16 protein-coding genes are annotated in these 19,988 nt (G+C 73.9%); 8 read left to right on the top strand and 8 right to left on the bottom strand.

Going from position 1 to position 19,988, the window contains the following annotated elements:
• Position 1: 1 nt before the first annotated feature.
• From mltG to J2S58_RS04480, 4 genes are all read right to left on the bottom strand, one after another.
• Positions 2-1,330 (bottom strand): endolytic transglycosylase MltG, encoded by a 1,329-nt coding sequence (gene mltG / locus J2S58_RS04465; RefSeq protein ID WP_205256109.1) that lies wholly within the window; start codon positions 1,328-1,330, stop codon positions 2-4.
• A complete protein-coding gene (gene ruvX, locus J2S58_RS04470) occupies positions 1,327-1,809 on the bottom strand; it encodes a Holliday junction resolvase RuvX (RefSeq protein ID WP_205256108.1) in 483 nt (160 codons plus the stop codon). Before ruvX ends, mltG begins: the two co-directional genes overlap by 4 nt.
• Positions 1,806-4,487 carry an alanine--tRNA ligase gene (gene alaS / locus J2S58_RS04475; RefSeq protein WP_205256107.1) on the bottom strand — a complete coding sequence of 894 codons (2,682 nt, stop codon included), beginning with the start codon at positions 4,485-4,487 and terminating at the stop codon, positions 1,806-1,808. The genes ruvX and alaS overlap by 4 nt, the downstream gene beginning before the upstream one ends.
• Positions 4,488-4,621: 134 nt before the next feature.
• Positions 4,622-4,975 carry a hypothetical protein gene (locus J2S58_RS04480; RefSeq protein WP_205256106.1) on the bottom strand — a complete coding sequence of 118 codons (354 nt, stop codon included), beginning with the start codon at positions 4,973-4,975 and terminating at the stop codon, positions 4,622-4,624.
• A gap of 342 nt (positions 4,976-5,317) precedes the next feature.
• Between J2S58_RS04480 and J2S58_RS04485 the strand changes: the two genes are divergently transcribed.
• The 3 genes from J2S58_RS04485 to J2S58_RS04495 all read left to right on the top strand — a co-directional run bounded on the left by J2S58_RS04485 (position 5,318) and on the right by J2S58_RS04495 (position 9,256).
• Complete coding sequence (locus J2S58_RS04485; RefSeq protein ID WP_205256105.1) at positions 5,318-6,535, top strand: cation:proton antiporter domain-containing protein; 1,218 nt, start codon at positions 5,318-5,320, stop codon at positions 6,533-6,535.
• Between the two features lie 130 nt (positions 6,536-6,665).
• A complete protein-coding gene (locus J2S58_RS04490; RefSeq protein ID WP_205256104.1) occupies positions 6,666-8,429 on the top strand; it encodes a glycoside hydrolase family 13 protein in 1,764 nt (587 codons plus the stop codon).
• A 245-nt stretch (positions 8,430-8,674) separates the two neighbouring features.
• The gene (locus J2S58_RS04495) at positions 8,675-9,256 is read left to right on the top strand and encodes a maltokinase N-terminal cap-like domain-containing protein (protein ID WP_205257455.1); all 582 of its coding nucleotides are present in this window, start codon (positions 8,675-8,677) and stop codon (positions 9,254-9,256) included.
• Positions 9,257-9,279: 23 nt separating this feature from the next.
• Here J2S58_RS04495 and J2S58_RS04500 read toward each other — a convergent pair whose 3' ends face one another.
• Positions 9,280-10,287: a quinone oxidoreductase family protein gene (locus tag J2S58_RS04500; protein ID WP_205257456.1), complete on the bottom strand. Its 1,008-nt coding sequence runs from the start codon at positions 10,285-10,287 to the stop codon at positions 9,280-9,282.
• A gap of 2 nt (positions 10,288-10,289) precedes the next feature.
• Positions 10,290-11,579, bottom strand: coding sequence for a replication-associated recombination protein A (locus J2S58_RS04505; protein ID WP_205257642.1), 1,290 nt, complete (start codon positions 11,577-11,579; stop codon positions 10,290-10,292).
• Between the two features lie 238 nt (positions 11,580-11,817).
• On the opposite strand from J2S58_RS04505, the gene J2S58_RS04510 reads away from it, so the two are divergent.
• From J2S58_RS04510 to J2S58_RS04520, 3 genes are all read left to right on the top strand, one after another.
• Positions 11,818-12,963 carry an NAD(P)/FAD-dependent oxidoreductase gene (locus J2S58_RS04510; RefSeq protein ID WP_205257457.1) on the top strand — a complete coding sequence of 382 codons (1,146 nt, stop codon included), beginning with the start codon at positions 11,818-11,820 and terminating at the stop codon, positions 12,961-12,963.
• 109 nt (positions 12,964-13,072) lie between these two features.
• Positions 13,073-14,401 (top strand): ATP-binding protein, encoded by a 1,329-nt coding sequence (locus J2S58_RS04515; RefSeq protein WP_205257458.1) that lies wholly within the window; start codon positions 13,073-13,075, stop codon positions 14,399-14,401.
• A gap of 41 nt (positions 14,402-14,442) precedes the next feature.
• Positions 14,443-16,587, top strand: coding sequence for a tetratricopeptide repeat protein (locus J2S58_RS04520; RefSeq protein WP_205257459.1), 2,145 nt, complete (start codon positions 14,443-14,445; stop codon positions 16,585-16,587).
• 24 nt (positions 16,588-16,611) lie between these two features.
• Here J2S58_RS04520 and J2S58_RS04525 read toward each other — a convergent pair whose 3' ends face one another.
• On the bottom strand, positions 16,612-17,604 hold the full coding sequence (locus tag J2S58_RS04525; RefSeq protein WP_205257460.1) for an NADP-dependent oxidoreductase: 993 nt from the start codon (positions 17,602-17,604) through the stop codon (positions 16,612-16,614).
• Between the two features lie 32 nt (positions 17,605-17,636).
• Entirely contained in the window at positions 17,637-18,356 is a 720-nt protein-coding gene (locus J2S58_RS04530; RefSeq protein WP_205257461.1) for an SDR family oxidoreductase, read from the bottom strand.
• 116 nt (positions 18,357-18,472) lie between these two features.
• On the opposite strand from J2S58_RS04530, the gene J2S58_RS04535 reads away from it, so the two are divergent.
• Both J2S58_RS04535 and J2S58_RS04540 read left to right on the top strand, forming a co-directional pair.
• Positions 18,473-19,087 carry a TetR/AcrR family transcriptional regulator gene (locus J2S58_RS04535; protein WP_205257462.1) on the top strand — a complete coding sequence of 205 codons (615 nt, stop codon included), beginning with the start codon at positions 18,473-18,475 and terminating at the stop codon, positions 19,085-19,087.
• On the top strand, positions 19,084-19,980 hold the full coding sequence (locus J2S58_RS04540; RefSeq protein ID WP_205257463.1) for an alanyl-tRNA editing protein: 897 nt from the start codon (positions 19,084-19,086) through the stop codon (positions 19,978-19,980). Before J2S58_RS04535 ends, J2S58_RS04540 begins: the two co-directional genes overlap by 4 nt.
• Positions 19,981-19,988 lie beyond the last annotated feature (8 nt).

Genomic DNA, 19,988 nt, shown 5'->3' on the forward strand with positions numbered 1-19,988 from the left:
GTCAGCCGAAGACGCCGTTGGCCCGGGCCTGCTCGATACACGCCTCGTGCTCGGGCAGCGTCACGCTGAAGCAGGACGCCCCGGTCTGGTCGATCTTGACGAAGTACATCCACGGCCCCTGCGCCGGCGCGAGGGTCGCCGCGATCGCATCCGGGCCGGGCGAGGAGATCGGTGTGGGCGGCAGACCGGTGTTGAGGTAGGTGTTGTACGGCCCGGCGGTGTCCCGGTCGGCCGACGAAGTGGCGATCTGCGCGCGGTCCAGCGCGTAGTTGACCGTCGAGTCGAACTGCAGGCGCATGTCGACCGCGAGCCGGTTGTCTATGACCCGGGCGACCTTCGGCATGTCGGCGGTGATGCCCTCCCGTTCGACGAGCGACGCGGCCACGGCGACCTGGTACGGGGTCAACCCGGTGCTCGCGGAACGGGCGACGACGTCGCTGGTGTACCAGGAGGCCGCGGAGGCGGTGACGACGGACTTCAGCGTGTCCACCGCACTCTGGTTCGGCGGCACGTTGTAGTCCCCGGGCAGGATCATGCCCTCGAGTCGCTTGCGGGGGTCCGGAGCGGCGCGGACCGCGTCCACGGCCCACTCGACCACGCCGAGCTGGGCCGGGTCGGTGGTCTCGGCCGCCGCCCACAGGTCGTCCGCGGAGAAGCAGGCGCTGCGGTCGGTGCCCGCCTCGTCCAGCGGGACGCACGCGGCCTCGGCGATCTGGGTGACGTACCCCGGCACCGATCCGTTCGCGACCCCGTCGGCGCTGGTGGCCACGTCGGCCAGCTGACGTCCCGGGATGAGTCGCAGGGCGCCCACGCGGTTGGCCGGATCGACCAGGGTGTTGGCCGCCTCCGCCGCGGATGCCCCGACGCGCACCTTGTAGTACCCCGGCCGCAGTGCCTTGACGTCGGCGTCCTGGGCCGCGGTGGCGGTGAAGGCCTCGTCGCTGGCCACCACACCGGCGTCGGTCAGGGTCGCGGCGATGGAGTCCAGGGTGTCCCCGCTCTGCACCCGGACGACGGTCCACTGCGCGCCCGCGCCGACGTAGTCCGGGATGGTGGTGACGGACTTCCGCCAGATCGTGAATCCGACGGCGAGACCGGCGACCAGCGCGACGAGCACGGTCAGCGCGACGAGCGTCGAACGCCGGCGGCGACGGCGCATGCGGGCGGCCCGTTCCTGCGGGTGCTCGGCGGGCGGGCCGACCGGCGGGCGGGCTCGCTCCCGGTCGTCGGCCCGGGCCGGGTCGGCGTCCAGCGCGGCCCGCAGGGCGGCCGGGTCGACGTCTCCGGTCTCGCCGTCGTGCCGGTCGAAGAGCCCGAGTCCGTGGTTCACGAGGACGCCCGGGCCAGCGTGTCGAGTCGGTTCTGCAGGATCGACACCGCCGCGACCTGGTCGACCACCGATCTTCTTGCCTTGGCCGACATGCCTCGGTCCGCCAGGCCGCGATTGGCGATGACGCTGGTCAGCCGCTCGTCGACGAACTCCAGCGGGATCCCCCGGCCGGCGGTGGTCAGCCGTGCGGTGAGCGCGTCGGCGTAGGCGCGGACGGCCGTGACGGCGGGGCCGCTGTCGCCCCGCAGGGTCCGGGGAAGCCCGATCACCACTTCCACCACCTCGTGTTCCTCGACCAGCCGCACGATCTCGTCCAGGTCGGTGCCCTTGCCGACGTCCCGTTTCAGGGTCGCGACCGGCACCGCCAACATGCCGAGGGGGTCGCTCCTGGCGACCCCCACCCGCACCGTACCGACGTCGATTCCCAGGCGCACCCCCCGGCGCCGGTCACCCTCCGTACCACTCGGGGTCGGGATCACGCCCTGTCGTCCCCCAACACGCTGCGCAGCTCGGCGATGGCCGCCGGGACGCCGGCGGGGTTGCTGCCGCCGCCCTGGGCCATGTCCGGCTTGCCGCCCCCGCGGCCCCCCACCTGCGGGACGAACGCCTTGACCAGGTCGCCGGCCTTGACCCCGAGCTGCACCGCGGGCGCCGTCACGGCGACCACGAAGGCCACGGCGTCCGCGGACGGCGCGAACAGGGCGACCACGGCCGGCCGACCGGACATCCGGTTCTTCAGATCGGTGGCCAGGGTGCGGACGTCGGCGGCCGAGGTGCCCTCGGGCAGGGCTGCGGCGACGAGATCGACGGCCCCGACCCGGGTGGCCCCGTCGACCATGGCGGCGGCGGAACCGGTCAGCTGGGCGGCGCGGACCGCGGCCAGCTCCTTCTCCACCTGGCGCAGCCGCTCGGTGAGCGTCTCGATCCGGCCCGGCACCTCGGCGGCCGGGACCTTCAGCAGCCCGGCGACCTGGTGGACCAGGGCCCGCTCGGCGGCCAGGTGCTGGAACGCCTCGAAGCCGACGACGGCCTCGACGCGGCGCAGCCCGGAGCCGACGGAGGACTCGCTGGTCAGCGCGAGCGGTCCGATCTGCGACGAGTGCTCGACGTGGGTGCCACCGCACAGCTCGACCGACCACGGCCCGCCGATCTCCACGATCCGGACGGTGTCGTCGTAGGTCTCGCCGAACAGCGCGATCGCGCCCATCGCGGCCGCCTCGGCCTGGGTCCCGTAGACGACCCGCACCCCGAGATCGGCGCGGATGGCCCGGTTGGAGACCTCCTCGATCTCGCTGCGCATCGCCGCGGTGAGCGCGGTGTCGAACGAGAAGTCCAGCCGCAGGTAGCCGGGCTTGTTGTACGAGCCGGCCTGCAGGGCCTGCGGGCCGAGCACCTGCCGGAGTGCGGCGTGCACCACGTGGGTGCCGGAGTGCGCCTGTCGGGCACCCAGGCGCCATTCCGGATCGACGTGCGCGGTGACGGTGGAGCCGGCGACCAGCTCGCCGTCGGTGACCCGGACGCGGTGCACGGTCAGCTTGCGGTCGACCTTCTGCACGTCCAGCACCTCGGCGCGGCCGTGCGGTCCGACGATCCACCCGGCATCGGAGTCCTGCCCGCCGGACTCGGCGTACAGCGGGGTCTGATCGAGCACCAGCTCGATCACCTGCCCCTCGGCGGCGGTGTCGACCAGTGCGCCGTCGACGAGCAGACCGGTGACAATGCCCTCCGAGACGAGCTCGGAGTACCCGGTGAACCGGGTCGGGCCGTCGGCCAGCAGACCCCGGTAGACCGAGAGGTCGGCGAGGGAACCCTTGCGTGCCTTGGCATCGGCCCGGGCCCGGGTCTTCTGCTCCTCCATCAGCCGGGTGAACCCGGCGACGTCGACGGTCAGCCCGGCCTCGGCCGCCATCTCCAGGGTGAGGTCGATCGGGAAGCCCTGGGTGTCGTGCAGGGTGAACGCGGTGGCGCCGGGCAGCACGGTGGCACCCTCGGCCTTGGTCTCCTGCTCGGCCACGGCGAACAGCTTGGTGCCCGACGCGATGGTGCGCAGGAACGCCTTCTCCTCGGTGACACCGATCTTCTCGATGCGGGCGAAGTCGGTGGCCAGCTCCGGGTAGGACGGGCTCATCAGGTCCCGCACGACGCCGAACAGGGTGCCGATCACGGGCTCGGTCACGCCGATCAGCCGAGCGGCGCGGACGGTGCGCCGGACCAGCCGGCGCAGCACGTACCCGCGGCCCTCGTTGCCGGGGGTGACCCCGTCGCCGATGAGCAGGGTGGCGGAGCGACTGTGGTCGGCGATGACCCGCATGCGGATGTCGGCCTGGGGGTCCTGCCCGTACGTCCGGCCGGACAGTTCCTCCATCCTGCTGATGATGGGCCGCAACAGGTCGGTCTCGTAGACGTTGTCGACGTCCTGCAGGACCAGCGCCATCCGTTCGACACCCAGTCCGGTGTCGATGTTCTGGCTGGGCAGCGGGCCGAGGATGTCGAAGTCGGCGGCGTGGGATCCGCCGAGACCGCTGGACTCGCCCCGCATGTCCTGCATGAAGACGAGGTTCCAGACCTCCAGGTACCGCTCGTCGGAAGCGAGCGGCCCGCCGTCGGGGCCGAAGGACGGCCCGCGGTCGTAGTAGATCTCCGAGCACGGACCGCACGGGCCGGGGACGCCCATGGACCAGAAGTTGTCGGCCATGCCCATCTTCTGGATGCGCTCGGCGGGCAGCCCGGCGATCTCCTGCCACAGCTGGACGGACTCGTCGTCCTTCTCGAACACGGTCACCCACAGCCGGTCCGGGTCGAGCCCGTACCCGCCGTCGGCCAGCGAGCCGGTGAGCAGCGTCCAGGCGTGCTGGATCGCGCCGGCCTTGAAGTAGTCGCCGAACGAGAAGTTCCCGGCCATCTGGAAGAACGTGTTGTGCCGGGTGGTGATGCCGACGTTGTCGATGTCCAGGGTGCGCACGCACTTCTGCACGCTGGTCGCCCGCGGGAAGGGCGGGGTGCTCTGGCCGAGGAAGTACGGCTTGAACGGGACCATGCCGGCCACGGTGAACAGCAGGGTCGGATCCTCGCTGATCAGCGAGGCGGAGGGGACGACGGTGTGCCCGGCCCGCTCGAAGTGATCCAGGAACCGCTGCCGGATCTCATGGGTCTGCACGGGGTCATCGCTCCATCACTGCCGGGGACCGGGCCCGTGCCGGGCTCGATCGGATCTGCTGGGCTGCGGTCCGCCGGATCGACGGTCGCGCGGGGGCCGGCGCCCGCGGGGGGGGTGCCGGGGGGCCGGGGAGGTCAGGCGCTGCGGCGGGCCGACCGGCGCGGCGGCGGGTCGGCCGCCACCACGGTGGGAGGGGACGCGTCCGGCCCGGCGGATTCGGGACCGACCATGAGCACGGCGCCGGTGGTGTTGTCGATGACCGGGCGGTAGCTGGCCTGCCGGTTCAGCGCACCCTGGCGGACGTCGGAGGCGAAGGAGCCCACCGCGTTGCCGAGTTCGGCGATGGCGTCGGCGACGTCGGCGGCGATGGCCGACGGGGTCAGCTGGGCGGCCATCGCGGCCCGCGCCGCTTCCTTGGCCCGCCGGGTGCGTCGCATGGACATCGCGCCCAGGGCGACCCCGGCCGCGAAATAGTGGATGCGCTTCACGTGTGCTGGCGTTCCTTCCCCGACCTGCCGGCCCGGGACGACACCGCGTCCCCGCCCGGCCCCTGTGGTGACCGACCTGCCCTCCACGGACCACGCGACGGGCCCGCCGGGTGCCGGGGGCGTCATCGCGTTCGGCTGAGGGTATACGGCGTGGTCCGTCGGACGGGAACCTCGGCGGGACGCACCGGGGTGCACCTCACCTGAGCCCGACCTCACCGACGCTGTGTTTCGCTGCCCTGTCGGCGGCACGCGGGGTCCGCCCGACCGCCGCCACCGGTGTCCGTCCCACCCCGCACGGAAGGGGCGTCCGGTGTCCTGTGTGGCTCCCGCCGGGTCGGCGTAGTGCTCGCCGCATCCCTGCTGTGCTGCGTGGGCAGCATCGCCGTCTGGTCGCTGGCCGCCGGTCGCCTCGAGACGTGGCGGGTGTCGCCGGCCCTCGTCCTCGCCGTGCTCGGCGCAGTGGTCGGCCTGTTCGTCCGGCCGGAGATCATCGAGGTGCTCGACTTCCCGGTGACCGAGCAGATCATCGAACTCATCCTGGCCACCCTGCTGTTCTCCGACGCCATCGCCGTGCGCGGGCGGATGCTCGGATCGAGCCCCGCCGTCTCCAGCCGCCTGCTCTTCGTCGCTCTGCCCCTCTCCCTGGCCCTCGCGGCAGCGGTGGGGGTGCTCGTCCTGCCGGGACACCCCGTGGCTCTCGCCGTGGTCATCGCCTGCATCGTGATGCCCACCGACCTGTCGCCGGCGCCGGGGATCCTGGCCGAGGCCCGACTACCGCTGCGGGTGCGCTCGGCCCTGAACGTGGAGAGCGGCCTGAACGACGGGATCGTCGCCCCCGTCTTCGCCGTCGCCCTGGCCGCCGTGACCACGTCGGCCGCCGGATCCGATCCTGGATCGGAGTCCGGTTCCGCGGTGCTCGCCGAGGCGCTCGGGGCGAGCGCCGTCGCGCTGGCCGTCGGGCTGGGTACCGGCACCGTCTACGGACTGCTCGTCCGGGTCGCGCGGGCACGCGGCTGGAGCGAGGACACCTCGATCCGCATCGGCATGCTGGCCGTTCCGCTCACCACCTACTGCATCGCGGTGCTGCTGGACGGGAACGGGTTCGTGGCCGCGTTCATCAGCGGGGTGGCCGTGCACCTGATCCTCCGCGAGGAGACCGAGCAGTTCACCGGCTTCACCAAGGACGTGGTCGAGACGACCTCGCTGGGGCTGTGGTTCGTGTTCGGCGTGCTCGCCGGGGTCGTCTTCTTCTCCGGCGTCGACTGGCCGGTGGTGGTGGTCTCCGTGCTGGCCCTCACCCTGTTGCGCCTGGTCCCCGTCGGGCTGGCCCTCGTCCGGTCGGGCACGACGGCCGCCGAGCGTTTCGCCCTGTCCCTCCTGGGCCCGCGGGGCGTGACCTCACTGGTCTTCGGTCTGCTGGCGGTCAACGCCATCGACGACGACACCACCATCACCGTGCTGCAGATCATGGTGCTCACCGTGTCGGTGAGCCTGCTGCTGCACGGGATCGGCGCAGCCCCGGTGGCCCGCCGGCTCTTCCCGTCGCCGCCGCGGGGATGACCGGATCGGGGCCGGGATTTGTCGTGCGGGACTCCTCGGCGGGATCCTTCACGGGCCGTCGCCCGTCGATCGGCACTCGACCGCACCTCCGCGCGCACCGACCACCGAGCCCAGGGAGACCGCACACCCGATGACCACGTCCACCCCCAGCACCAGCCGCACGGACGATGCCGGCCGCGCCTCCGCCGACGGCCCCTCCACCGAGATCCGTCACGGCGGCGCTCCCGAGGGTGTCGACGCGCACGACTGGCGTCGCACGGCGGTGGTCTACCAGATCTATCCCCGCTCGTTCGCGGACGCGAACGGCGACGGCATCGGCGATCTGCCCGGCATCACGGCTCGTCTCGGTGACCTCGCCGACCTGGGCGTGGACGCCGTCTGGCTGTCGCCCTTCTACACCTCGCCGCAGGCCGACGCCGGGTACGACGTCGCCGACTACCGCGACGTGGACCCGCTGTTCGGCACCCTGGCCGACTTCGACGCACTGCTGGCCCGCACCCACGAGCTGGGCATGAAGCTCGTGGTCGACCTGGTCCCGAACCATTCGTCCGACGAGCACCGCTGGTTCCGGGAGGCCCTCGCCGCGGCCCCCGGCTCCCCGGAACGCGAGCGGTACATCTTCCGGGACGGCTCCGGCCCGGACGGGTCCCTGCCGCCGAACAACTGGCCGTCGATGTTCCGCGGCCCCGCCTGGACCCGGACGACGAACGCCGACGGCACCCCCGGCCAGTGGTACCTGCACCTGTTCGACACCAAGCAGCCCGACTGGAACTGGGAGAACCCGGAGATCCGCGAGGAGTTCCTGTCGATCCTGCGGTTCTGGCTCGACCGCGGGGTGGACGGCTTCCGGGTCGACGTGGCCAACTCGATGATCAAGGACCAGGCCCTGCCCGACGTGGCCCTGGACTCCGACGGCCACCCGGCCGGTCATTTCACCAGCCCCGACGGGGAGTCCGAGATCGAGGGCGCGCCCTCGCCGTACCTGGATCTGGACGGCGTGCACGAGATCTACCGCAGCTGGCGGGCCGTGCTGGACGAGTACACCCCCGGCCGGATGCTGGTCGCCGAGGCCTGGGTGCAGCCGCTGTCCCGGCTGGCCCTCTACGTCCGCCCGGACGAGATGGACCAGGCGTTCAACTTCGACTTCCTGGCCGCGCCGTGGAACGCCGCGACCCTGCGGGAGGTCATCTCGGCCTCGATGGCCAACAACGACTCCGTCGGCGCACCCACCACCTGGGTGCTGTCCAACCACGACGTCGTCCGGCACGCCACCCGGTTCGGCCTGAAGCGGGCCGGCGGCCTGCACGCCGGCATCCGCGCGGTGGACGACCAGCCCGATGCCGAGCTGGGCCTGCGCCGCGCGCGGGCGGCCACGCTGCTGATGCTGGCCCTGCCCGGTTCGGCCTACCTGTACCAGGGTGAGGAGCTCGGCCTGCCCGAGCACACCGATCTGGACGACGACCTGCGTCAGGACCCGACCTGGTGGCGCTCCGGGCACACCGAGGCCGGCCGCGACGGCTGCCGCGTCCCGGTGCCGTGGGAGGGCGACGCACCCGGGGCCGGGTTCGGCCCGACCGGGCTCACCTGGCTGCCCCAGCCCGCCGCCTACGCGCGGCTGGCCCGCGACAAGCAGCGCGGCGTCCCGGGATCGACCCTGGAGATGTACACGGCGGCGCTGGCCGCCCGCCGGGAGTTCCAGCTGGGCGCCGGCTCGCTGAGCTGGGAGTCCACCCCGGGCGCCGACGCGGTCGCCCTGCGCAACGGGGCGATCCGCGTCGTCTGCAACACCGGTTCGACCCCGATCCCGCTGCCCGCCGGCGAGGTCGTGCTGGCCAGTGTCGAGCTGCCGGGCGACGGCACCCTGCCCGGCGACGCCGCGGTCTGGGTGCGCTGACCGGCACGCACGGATCACCCGGGCCCGGGTCGGCAGCACGCCGACCCGGGCCCGCCGGGTCTCCCGACCCCGGGGCACGGCACGAGGGGCACCCGGCCGACCGGTGGGTCAGGCGTTCTCCTCGGCGAACGCCCGTGCCCCGACCACGGCGTGCGAGGGCGGATTGATCGCCGAGGGGTTCTGCAGCCAGGTCGGGCCGCGACATCGGAGACACTGATGATCACCCCCGAGCAGGAAGGACGACCGTGTCCACCATCTTCCGGACCACCCTCACCCCCGGCAAGCTCGACCTGGTCGCCGCCTGGATCGTGAACCGACCCTGGTACGTCCGGCAGGATGCGGCCCCGGAACTGGCCCGGGCCGGCGGCTTCCGGCTGGACGACCCGGCCGGCGAGGTGGGCATCGAGTTCATGCACGTGGTCGACACGGCCGGCGCGGACCCGGTCGTCTACCACGTGCCGGTCACCTACCGCGGGGCTCCGCCGACCGGCGACGACGGTTCACCCACCGACGGGGCCCTGATCGGCCGGGCGGAGCACGGCGTGCTCGGCACCCGCTGGGTCTACGACGGCGAGCACGACCCGGTCCTGCTGTCCGCCCTGGCCGCGTTCTGCAACGGCGCGGTGCAGGCCCAAGCGCAGAGCGAGACCGACACCCTCGACCCGTCCGTCCGCGTCGAGGGGGTGAGCGGGACGGTCTCGGTGGCCGACCTGCGCATCGTGCACCGGCTGGCCGCCGGACCCGTCCCCGACGGCGGTGGGGTCAGCGGCACCTGGACGACACCGGACGGCGAGCGCCTGCGCGGCCCGCTGGTGGTGCTGCGGTAGCTGGTGGTGCTGCTGGGGTCCGCTCAGGGGACGAGCAGCAGCTTGGCCGTGGTGCGCCGGGCGGCCAGGTCCTCGTGGGCCCGGGCGGCGTCGGCCAACGGGTACCGACCACCGACGCGCACGATCAGGCGCCCCTCGGCCATCCACCCGAAAAGCTCGTCGGACCGGGCGAGCCGTTCGGCCCGGGTGCGGGTGAAGTGCACCAGCGTGGGGCGGGTCAGCGACAGCGAGCCGCCGCGGTTGAGGCGTTGCGGGTCGACCGGCGGCACCTGACCGCTGGCCCCGCCGTACAGGACCAGGAACCCGCGCACGGCCAGCGCGTCCATCGATCCGTCGAAGGTGTCGAGACCGACCCCGTCGTACACGGCCTGCACGCCCTGCCCGCCGGTCAGTTCCCGGACCCGGTCGACGAAACCCTCGTAGCCGACGAGCACCTCGTCGGCCCCGGCCTCCCGGGAGAGCTCGCCCTTGGCCTCCGTGGAGACGGTGGTGATCACCCGGGCGCCCTTGATCTTCGCGATCTGGGTGAGCAGCAGACCCACGCCGCCCGCCCCGGCGTGCACCAGCACGGTGTCCCCCGGCGCGATCCGATAGGAGTCGGCGGCCAGGTAGTGCGCGGTCATCCCCTGCAGGGGCAACGCGGCGGCCTGCTCGAGATCGACCCCGTCGGGCACGGGGAGCAGGACGTCCGCGGCACCGACGACGACCCCGGCGTAGGAGCCGGGCAGATCGGACCAGGCGACCCGGTCCCCCACGGCCACACCGGTGTCCACGTCCGGACCGACGGCCAGCACGGTCCCGGCGCCCTCGGATCCCGGAACGTTCGGCAGCGGGGTCGGGTAGACCCCGCTGCGCCGGTAGATGTCGATGAAGTTCACCCCGGCCGCCGCGACCTGCACGACGACCTGACCGGGACCCGGTGCAGGGACGTCGATCTCGGCCGGTTCGAGCACCTCCGGGCCGCCGGTCCGGCTGACCCGGATGGCCGACGTCCGCTGCGGGACCCCGCTGGGTGACGTGTTCGACGGCATGGTCACTCCCCTGTTCGACGACGGCCGGTGCGGATCAGCTGCCGGAGCCACGAGACCCGCTGAGCCACGGTGCGTTCATGGCCGCGGTCCACCGGACGGTAGTAGTCCCGCCCGACGAGTTCGTCCGGCGGGTACTGCTGCGCGACGACGGCATCGGGCCGGTCGTGTGGATAGACGTAACCCTTCGCGTTCCCCAGCGCCGCCGCGCCCGGGTAGTGGCCGTCCCGCAGATGCGGCGGGACACTGCCGGCCAGCCCGGACCGGACGTCGGCCATGGCCGCGTCGATGGCCATGATCACCGCATTCGACTTGGGGGCGGTGGCCAGGTGGATGGTCGCCTGGGTCAGGGCGATGCGCGCCTCCGGCAGGCCGACGAGCTGGACGACCTGGGCCGCGGCGACCGCCGTGGTCAGCGCGGTCGGGTCGGCCATGCCGATGTCCTCGCTGGCGTGCACCATCAACCGCCGGGCGATGAACCGGGGGTCCTCCCCCGCCTCGATCATCCGGGCCAGGTAGTGCACGGCGGCGTCGGCGTCGCTGCCCCGGATCGACTTGATGAAGGCGCTGATGACGTCGTAGTGCTGGTCGCCGGAGCGGTCGTAGCGCACCGCGGCCCGGTTGACCGCCCGCTCCACCGCGGGAAGATCGATCTCGGCCGGCCCCTGCGCGTCCGACCCCGGCTCGGGCACCGACCCGGCTGCGGCCTCCAGGGCGGTGAGCGCCCGCCGGGCGTCCCCGCCGGCCAGCGCGAGCAGATGCGCCCGGGCGTCCGGTGCCAGGGTGTACCGACCGCCGAGTCCCCGGTCGTCCCGCACCGCCCGTTCCACCAGCTCGTCGATCTCGGTGTCCTGCAACGGTTGCAGCTGCAGCACGAGCGAGCGGGACAGCAACGGGGAGACCACGGAGAAGAACGGGTTCTCGGTGGTGGCGGCGATGAGGATGACGGTGCGGTCCTCCACCGCGCCGAGCAGCGAGTCCTGCTGGGTCCGGGAGAACCGGTGCACCTCGTCGATGAACAGCACGGTCTGCTCACCGGTGGTGCGCAGCGAGAGCTGGGCGCCGGTGATGACCGCACGCACCTCCTTGACGCCGGCCGAGACCGCGGACAGCTGCTCGAAGCGGCGGCCGGTCGCCCCGGCCACCAGCATGGCCAGCGTGGTCTTGCCCGTCCCGGGGGGCCCGTACAGCAGCATCGAGGACGGCGCACCGCCCTCGACCAACCGGCGCAGCGGGGCGCCCGGGCCGAGCAGGTGCTTCTGCCCGGCCACCTCGTCCAGGGTGAGCGGACGCATCCGGGTGGCCAGCGGCGCCTTCGGGTCCCGCGAGCGGTCGTCCGTCGGGCCACTCGGGCGCGGCGCCACCGGGGCGCCGGCCGGCCCGCCGTCGGGCTGCGCCACCGCGAACAGTCCCAGGTCCCCGTCGCTCACGCTGCCCGACGCTACCGCCCGCCTGCCGCGGCCACGCGCCCGCGCCACGGCGGACGTGCGCCGGCCGACCGGGAGACGGAGGCGGGTCCGTAGCGTGGCCGGGGTGAGCTCTCGCAGCACCGTCACCCCGGCCGACCGCGCCACGGCCTGGGACGTGATCGTGGTCGGCGCCGGACCCGCCGGGTGCGCGGCCGCCGCCGCGGCCCGGCAGGCCGACCCGGTCGCTCGGGTGCTGCTGCTGGACCGCACCGACTTCCCCCGCGACAAGGTGTGCGGCGACGGCATCGCCGCGCAGGCCTGGGATGCGTTGCGGGATCTGGGATTCGACACCGGAGCCGTGGCCGAGGGCTACCCGTCGCTCCGTCGGTTGCGGCTGACCGGACCGGGTGGCCCGGTGGCCGAACGGGACATGGCCCACCCGGTGCACGTCGTCCCGCGCCGGGTGTTCGACGCCCGGCTGGTCGCCGACGTGACCGCCCGCGGGGTCGAGCTGCGCCGGCACCGGGTGACCGGGGTGGTCGTCCGGACCGACGGAGTGGAGGTCGACGGGCTGCTCCGGGCCCGGGCGGTGATCGGGGCCGACGGGGCCGAGTCGCTCGTCCGCCGGGCCGCCGGGGTGCCCGCTCCCCGATCGGGCACGGTGGCCGTCGCCCTGCGCGGTTACGCGCCGGTCCCGGCGGACGCCCGCACCCAGATGATCACGATGACCGACCGCCGCTGGCCCGCCTACGCCTGGAACTTCCCGGTCGGCGACGGCACCGCCAATGTCGGGTACGGGCATCTGCTGGACGGCCCGCCGGTGAGTCGGGCGGAGATGGCCGAGTCACTGCATCGCCTGCTGCCCGATGTCGGCGAGGTCCAGGGGCTGCGCGGGCACCGGCTGCCACTGTCCACCGGCCGGCCGCGAATACCCGACGGCCGGGTCCTGCTCGTGGGCGACGCGCAGTCGCTCATCCACCCGCTGACCGGGGAGGGCATCTACTACGCGATCGTGTCCGGCGCGCTGGCCGGGGGCGCCGCCGTCCGGGGAGCGCGGGCGGGGGCGGTGTACCGGCGGGCCATGCGGCACCGGCTGGGTCGGCACCTGCGGCACACCTCGCTGGTCGCCTCGGCCGGCCGCTGGCCCGCCGTCATCGACGCCGGGGTGCGCTCGGCCGCCCGTCGACAGCGCTCGTTCGACGACCTCGTGCACTTCGGGTTGGCCGACGGCACGCTGCGACCCCGGATGGTGGCCGGGCTCGTTCGCTGACCCGGCGCCAGACGACGCACAGCCACCGTCACCGGTTCGACCGGCGTGACTGCTCCCGGGAGAGCGACACACCGGGATCCGGCCCGGCTCCGGACCTAGACTCCGGCCCGTGCCCGCCGACGACACCGCAGTCATCACGGCCCTGCAGGCCGTCCTGGAGGCCGACCCCGCCAACGCGGTCGTCCGCCTGCATCTGGCCGACCTGCTGCTGGCAGCCGGACGGCGGGAGGAGGCCCTGGCCTCCGTCGCCGCCGTGCTGAGCCGGGAGCCGACCTCGGCTCCCGCCCGGGCCGCGCTGCAGCGGGTCCTGGGCGGCGCACCGGGACCCGACCCGACCCGGCCGTCCGGTGGCGCCGCCGGGGAGCCGGCCCCCGACGGGCCCGGCCCATCGGGCCGACCGGACGAGGACGAGACCCCTGGGCTCGCACCGGACGCCGACGAGCCGGCGGACGAAGCGGACGGGACACCGAGCTTCGACTGGTCCGCCGCCGAGCACGACGTGGGTGTGGACGTCCCGCCGCCGTTCGTCGCCGAGGACCTCGACGACGCCCCGGTGGAGGTGGAACGCACCGTCGACATCCGTCTCGCGGACGTGGCCGGGATGCAGGACGTGAAGGACCGACTGGAGGTCGCGTTCCTCGGTCCGATGCGCAATCCGGAGATGGCGGCCGCGTTCGGCAAGACCCTGCGGGGCGGCCTGCTGCTGTACGGGCCGCCCGGGGTGGGCAAGACGTACATCGCCCGGGCCCTGGCCGGCGAGATGGGCGCCTCGTTCACGAGTGTGTCGATGGCCGACATCCTGGACGGTTGGCTGGGGGCGGCCGAGAAGAACATCCAGCAGCTGTTCCGGTACGCCCGGCGCAACGGGCCGTGCGTGTTGTTCTTCGACGAGGTCGACGCCATCGGGCACCGGCGGTCGCGGATCGGGTCCGGCTGGTCGGGCCTGCGGGGTGCGGTGCAGCAGCTGCTCACCGAGATGGACTCGGTCGGCGCGGACAACGAGGACCTCTTCGTGCTGGGCGCGACGAACGCCCCGTGGGACGTCGACCCCGCCCTGCGGCGGCCGGGCCGCTTCGACCGCACGGTGCTCGTCCTGCCGCCGGACACCGAGGCCCGCCGCGCCATGCTGCGGGCCCAGTTGTCGACCCGTCCGGTGGCCGGCATCGCGGTGGAGCGGTTGGTCACCGCGACCGCCGACTACTCCGGCGCCGACCTCAAGCATCTCTGCGACTCGGCTGCCGAACTCGCCCTGGCCGACTCGGTGCGGGCCGGGCAGGTCCGGCCCATCGGGATGGCCGACTTCGACCGGGTGCTGGCCGAGATCGGGCCGTCGACCCTGCCCTGGCTGGAATCCGCCCGCACCGTCGTCGCCTACGGCAACGCCGGGGGCGAGTACGACGACCTGCTGGCCTACCTGGCCGAGCGGAAACTCCTCTGACGGCCGGCGGTGGGCCGCGGCGCTGGCAGGCCCACCTCGAGGTGGGGCACCCGGCGGAGGCCCTGAAGGAGATCGGCGCCCACCTCGCGCAGCACCCCGACGACGCGAACGCCCTGCGCTGGGCCGCCCGCGCCCAGCTGGATCTGGGTGACCTGCCGGCCGCGGAGACCACCGTGCGGGCGGCACTCGCGCACGAACCGGACGACGAGTGGGGCCTGCGTCTGCTGGCCGCGGTGCTGCGGTCGACCGGCCGGGCCGTGGAATCGGTCCCCGTGGCGCAGGACGCCGTGCACAGCAGCGGCGGGACGACGGCCACGCTGGTAGGGCTGGCCCAGTCGCTGCGCGCCGCCGCCCGCCCGCTGGCCGCGCTGGGGGTGGCCAAGATCGCCGTGGTCCAGGACCCGGACGAGGCCGAGGCCATGCTGGCGCTGGCCCTCGGGTATCTGGCCACCGACGACCGGGAGCGGGCGGTCGGTGCGATCGGCAGCGTGCTGGCGACGCAGCCGGACCACCCGACGGCCGTCCCGTTGATGGCCGGCCTCGACCGGGCCGGCAGTCGCTGGGCCCTGGCCCGGCTGACCGCCCGGGTCACCGCCGACCCGGCGGCGCGGGCCGAACTGCGGCGCGAGGTCGTCGACGCCCTGTTCGACGCCCGGACGGTCGCCGACACCCTTCCGCCGCTGGTGGTGGTGCACCGCCGACGCGGGCCGGCGGTCGACGACTCGGCCCTGGTGTCGACCATGGTCGCCGCCGGCGATCCCGACGCGGCCCGGTGGCTGTCCCTGGGTCTGCACCGTCGGTTCGCCCTGGCGGTGCTGCTCACGACGGTGCTGCTGTTCGGCTCCTGGCTGCCCGAGGAGTGGCGGTGGCTGCCGGTGAGCCTGGGCCTGATCGTGCTGCCGACCCTGGCCCTGGTCCGCACCGCCGCTGCGGCGAGGTCGCTGCGCGGGCCGACCCTGCGACCCGTGGCCCGCCGCACCCTGCTCTCGGTGCCGTTCGTGGTGGGCGGCCTCGGCTGTGGTGCTCTCGTGGCCCTCGGGGTCGTGGGGCTGATCGGCCGGCGGTCCGCCGACCTGATGCTGCTGGGCGGATCTCTCGGCGCGCTGCTGCTGGGTCTGTTCCTGCTCCTCACCGTCCCCCTGCACCCGATGCGCACCTTCGCCGAGGTCATCCCGGACGCCCGCCCGGTGGTCAGCGCGTTCACCCGCATCCGCGCGTTCACCACCGCCCTCGTCCTGATCGCCGGTGGGGTGGCGGCCGCGTGCTGGGCGGTGCGCGACGGCGGGACCCGGGGGTGGCTGCTGGTGGCCGGCGCGGCCGGCGTGCTCGGGGTGGCCGCGGCGGGGGTGGCCCTGCGGCCCCGGACCCGGCTGGAATCGGTGGTGACCCGGCAGCTGGCGGCGACGACCCTGCGCTGGCCCCTGATCGGCAGTGCACTGGCCGTGCCCGTCCTGCTGACGCCCCTGCATCCACCCGCCGCCGTCGTGGGGGTCCCGCTGGTCGTCCTGGCCGCCCTGTTCGGCCCCTGGCTGATGTGGACCCGGGCGCTGAGCTTCCTCCCCGGGTACGTCGGCGCCCCGGGCGCCGGGCGGCCCCGACCGGCCCCCGCACCGGCCTCCCGCCGCTTCCGCCGGTCCCTGCACCGGTGGTTGCTGCTGACCAGCGCCGCGCTGCTGGTCGCCGCGCTGTTCCTGGTGGCCACCGTGCCCGACCCGGCGAACCGCTTCCGGTCGGCCGACGCGGTGATGTTCTCCGCGGTCCTCCTGGCCGGGGCGGCGCTGATCGGCGCGCTCGGCGGGGTCCGGGTGATCACCCGGCTCCCGGCCGGGTCCCGCCGGCTGTTCCTGTCCGCCGCCCGGGTGCGGACGGCGCTGGGGTGGGTGCTCGGGGCGGGTGTCGTCCTCCCCCTGGTCACCGCGCTGACCGTCCTGCTCGCCCCGTTCGCCCTCGGCGGCATCGCCGCGCTGATCGCCCTGCTCTGCGGCCTGGCGATGATCGCGGCCTCGGTGACGTTCGGCCGGGTCCGCGCCGCCCTGGAGGAGCGGGTGCGGGTGGTCGGCCGGACGGTGCCGACCCCCGCTCCGATCTTCCGACGCGCGCCTCCCGACCGCACCGGGCCCGCCGACGAGGAGTTGCTGACCACCTGGACGCCGACGGATCCGGCCGACCGGACCGCCGGCGGCTGACGGTCCCGGCGCCCGGGGCCGGACTCAGCGGGTGGCCACCGTCCTGCCGCGCACCCCGTCCTTCCCGAGCGTCCGCAGCGCCTGCGGGATCTCCGGGAAAGCGACCACCCGACCCACCGTGGCATGCAGGACGCCCTGCTCGACCAGACCGTCGATCTGCCGGAGCTGGTCGCCGTCGGCGTGCATGAAGAGGAACTCGTAGCCGACGCCGAGCTTGCGGGCGCGGCGTCGGACCTTGCCGCTCAACGCGGTGATCGCCAGGCGCAGGACCGGGTTGAGGCCCCGCGCGCGGGCGAAGGCGGGATCGGGCGGGCCGGCGATGCCGATCACCTTCCCGCCCGGCCGGAGGACCGACAGCGACCGGGTCAGGATCTCGCCGCCCTGGCTGTCCAGGACGAGGTCGTAGCCCTCGACGAGCTCGGTGAAATCCTGCGCGCGGTAGTCGATGACGACATCGGCGCCCAGGCCCCGGACGAACTCGGCGTTGGCCGCGCTCGCGGTGGTGGCGACGGTGGCCCCGAGGTGCTTCGCCAGCTGGATGGCCAGGGCACCCACCCCACCGGCACCGGCGTGGATCAACACCCGCTGGCCCGGTCGGAGCCGGCCCCGCTCGACCAGGGCCTGCCAGGCGGTCAGCGCCACCAGCGGCAGCGAACCCGCCTCGGCCATCGTCATCGACGCCGGCACGGGGGCGAGATCGTCCTCGGCGACGGCGATCCGGCCGGCGAAGGTCCCGATGCGACCGTCCCGGGGCCGGCCGTGGACGTCGTCGCCCGGAGCGAACCTCCGGACTCCGGCGCCCACGCGCACCACGGTGCCGGCGACGTCGTGGCCGAGGGGCGACGGCAGCGGGTAGGGGAGGATCTGCTTGAACTCACCCGTCCGGATCTTCTCGTCGAGCTGGTTCAACCCGGCCGCCCGTACCTCGACGAGGACGTCGTGCTCCCCCACCGTGGGTTCGGGGACCTCGACCTCGTTCAGCGGTTGCCCGTACCGGGTGACGACGAATGCCTTCATGATGCGATGCTCCTGGGTGCTCGGGGCCGGGCTCAGCGGCCGGCGGTGGGGACGGGCAGCTGCGGGTAGACGACGGTGAGCGGCGCGCTCAGACCGGCCTTCGCCCGCACGGACGTCTCGTCGGCGAGCACCTCGTACTCGCCGGCCTCGACGGCGTCGTGGACGATCCGGACGAGTTCGGCCGGGTCGAGCTTCGGGTCGGTCGCGTGTGCGGCCATCGCGGTGTCGACGTAGCCGACGTGCACGCCGACGACGTGCACCCCGACCGGGGCGAGCTCGAGGCGCAGGGAGTTGGTGACCGACCACAGAGCGGCCTTGGTGGCGCTGTAGATGCCGGCCACGGCGTACCAGCTCAGCGCCGAGTGGATGTCGATGACGGTGGCGCCGGGCCGGCCGGCCAGCACCGGCGCGAAGGCGCGGGCCACGAACAGCGGACCGAGGAAGTTGGTCTCGACGTTCGTCCGGATCTCGGCGTCGGTATGGCTCAGGATCCCGGGGCTCGTCACCGAGGCGCCGGCGTTGTTGACCAGGACGGTGACGTCCGGTGCGGCCTGCACGGCCGCCTCGATCGACGCGGGGTCGGTGACGTCGAGGGTGAGCGGGACGATCCGGGGGTCGTCCCAGGTCAGCGGGCGGCGGGCGGCTGCGTAGACCTTGGCGGCGCCCCGGGCGAGCGCGTCGTGGACGAAATGGGTCCCGATGCCTCCGTTGGCTCCGGTGACCAGGACGACGGCGTCGTGCAGTGCGGGCATGGCAGGCTCCTGTGCGGGTGGATCGGGCGGCCGACGGCTGCCCGGACGGGTCGGCAAATACTGACTACCCTCAGAACTGCCCGCACTCAGATTCTATTCCAGGAGGTGGCCGGAGGATGACCGGGTCCGTGGGCCGCCGCGAGCGGAACAAGCAGGACAAGCTCGGCCGGATCGTGGCCGCGGCCGGTGAGCTGTTCGCCGAGCGGAGCATCGACGAGGTCACCACCCAGGAGATCGCCGAGCGGGCGGACATCGGGACGGGAACGCTCTTCCTGTACGCGCGCAACAAGGGCGAGCTGCTCCTGCTCGTGCAGAACGCGACCTACGCCGCCGCCCTGGACCGGGGTCGGGCCGCCGCGGAAGGCGCCCCCGACGCCCTGACCGCGGTCATGGCGATCGTCGCCGAGGTCGTGGCGTGCAACCGCAGCCGGCCGAGCAACGGGCGGACGTACCTCCGGGAGATGGTGTTCGGCGATCCCGACGAGCCCCACCACCGGGAGGCCCGCGCACTGGCCGGGCGGACCGAACAGGCGATCGCCGACGTCCTGGCCGACGATCCCGCCATCGGGCCGGACACCGCAGGCGTCCTGGCCCATGTCGTCTCGGCGGTCATGCTGCTGGCCATGGCGTCCGCGCCCGCGGTCGACAGCTCGGTGTCGGACGTGCTCGACGACATCCGCCCGCAGATCCGCGCCCTGCTCCCCCACCCGTCCAGGAAGGTCACGGCATGAGCCACCCGGTCACCGACACCGTCCTGCACCCCTCCGCCACGGCCACCCGGGTGTCCTACCCGACGGGCGGGACCCACGGTCCGGGAACGGTCGTCGGCCTGGCCCGGTTCACCGGGCGCGACGGCGGGGGCGTGCTGGGTGTGGTGCTGGACGCCACCGCGGCCCACCCGGTGTCCCCCACCTGGCCCGACCAGCCGGCCGACCGGGGCGAGCTGCTCTCGGCGGCACGGACCCACGCCCTCCTCGACGTCCGACAGGGCGTCCTGCACGACGGCCTGCTCACCGTGGACGTCTCGGCCGGCCGGGTCCCCGGCGACGAGGTGGTCGTGCACCTGGTCGACCCGGGTGCGTCGCTGACCCTGGGCGAGCGTGTCGAGGTGATCGTGGATGCCGAGTGGCGCCGGTCGTTGTCCCTCGCCCACTCCGCCTGCCACCTCGGCGCGTTGGCCCTCGACGCGGCGCTGGCCCCGTTGTGGAGCAGATCCGTCGCCACCGACCCGCTGGGCCACCCGGCGTTCGACCGACTCGCGATCACCTCCTCGACCCTGTCCCCCCGTCGGGCCGTGGACGTGTACCGACTGGGGAAGTCGCTGCGCAAGAAGGGGTTCGACGGGACCCGGTTGACCGACGAGTTGGCCGCGGTCGCGGCCGCGCAGGCGGCCACGCTCGACCGCTGGCTCGCCCAGGACACCGCGACCCACGTCGAGGCGGGCGACGGCACCCTGTCCGCGCGCCGCCGGTGGTGCGGAACCCTGGACGGCATCGAGGTCGACCTGCCCTGTGGCGGAACGCATGTCGCATCCACCGGTGAGCTGGCCGGGATCACCGTCGAGCACCAGCTGTCCGAGGCGGCGGATGCGCTGACCGTCACCACGTCGGTGCCGGCCGGCTGACGAGCCCC

Origin of the sequence: Nakamurella flavida (genome assembly GCF_030811475.1) — a bacterium.
In the GTDB taxonomy this organism is placed as follows: domain Bacteria; phylum Actinomycetota; class Actinomycetes; order Mycobacteriales; family Nakamurellaceae; genus Nakamurella; species Nakamurella flavida.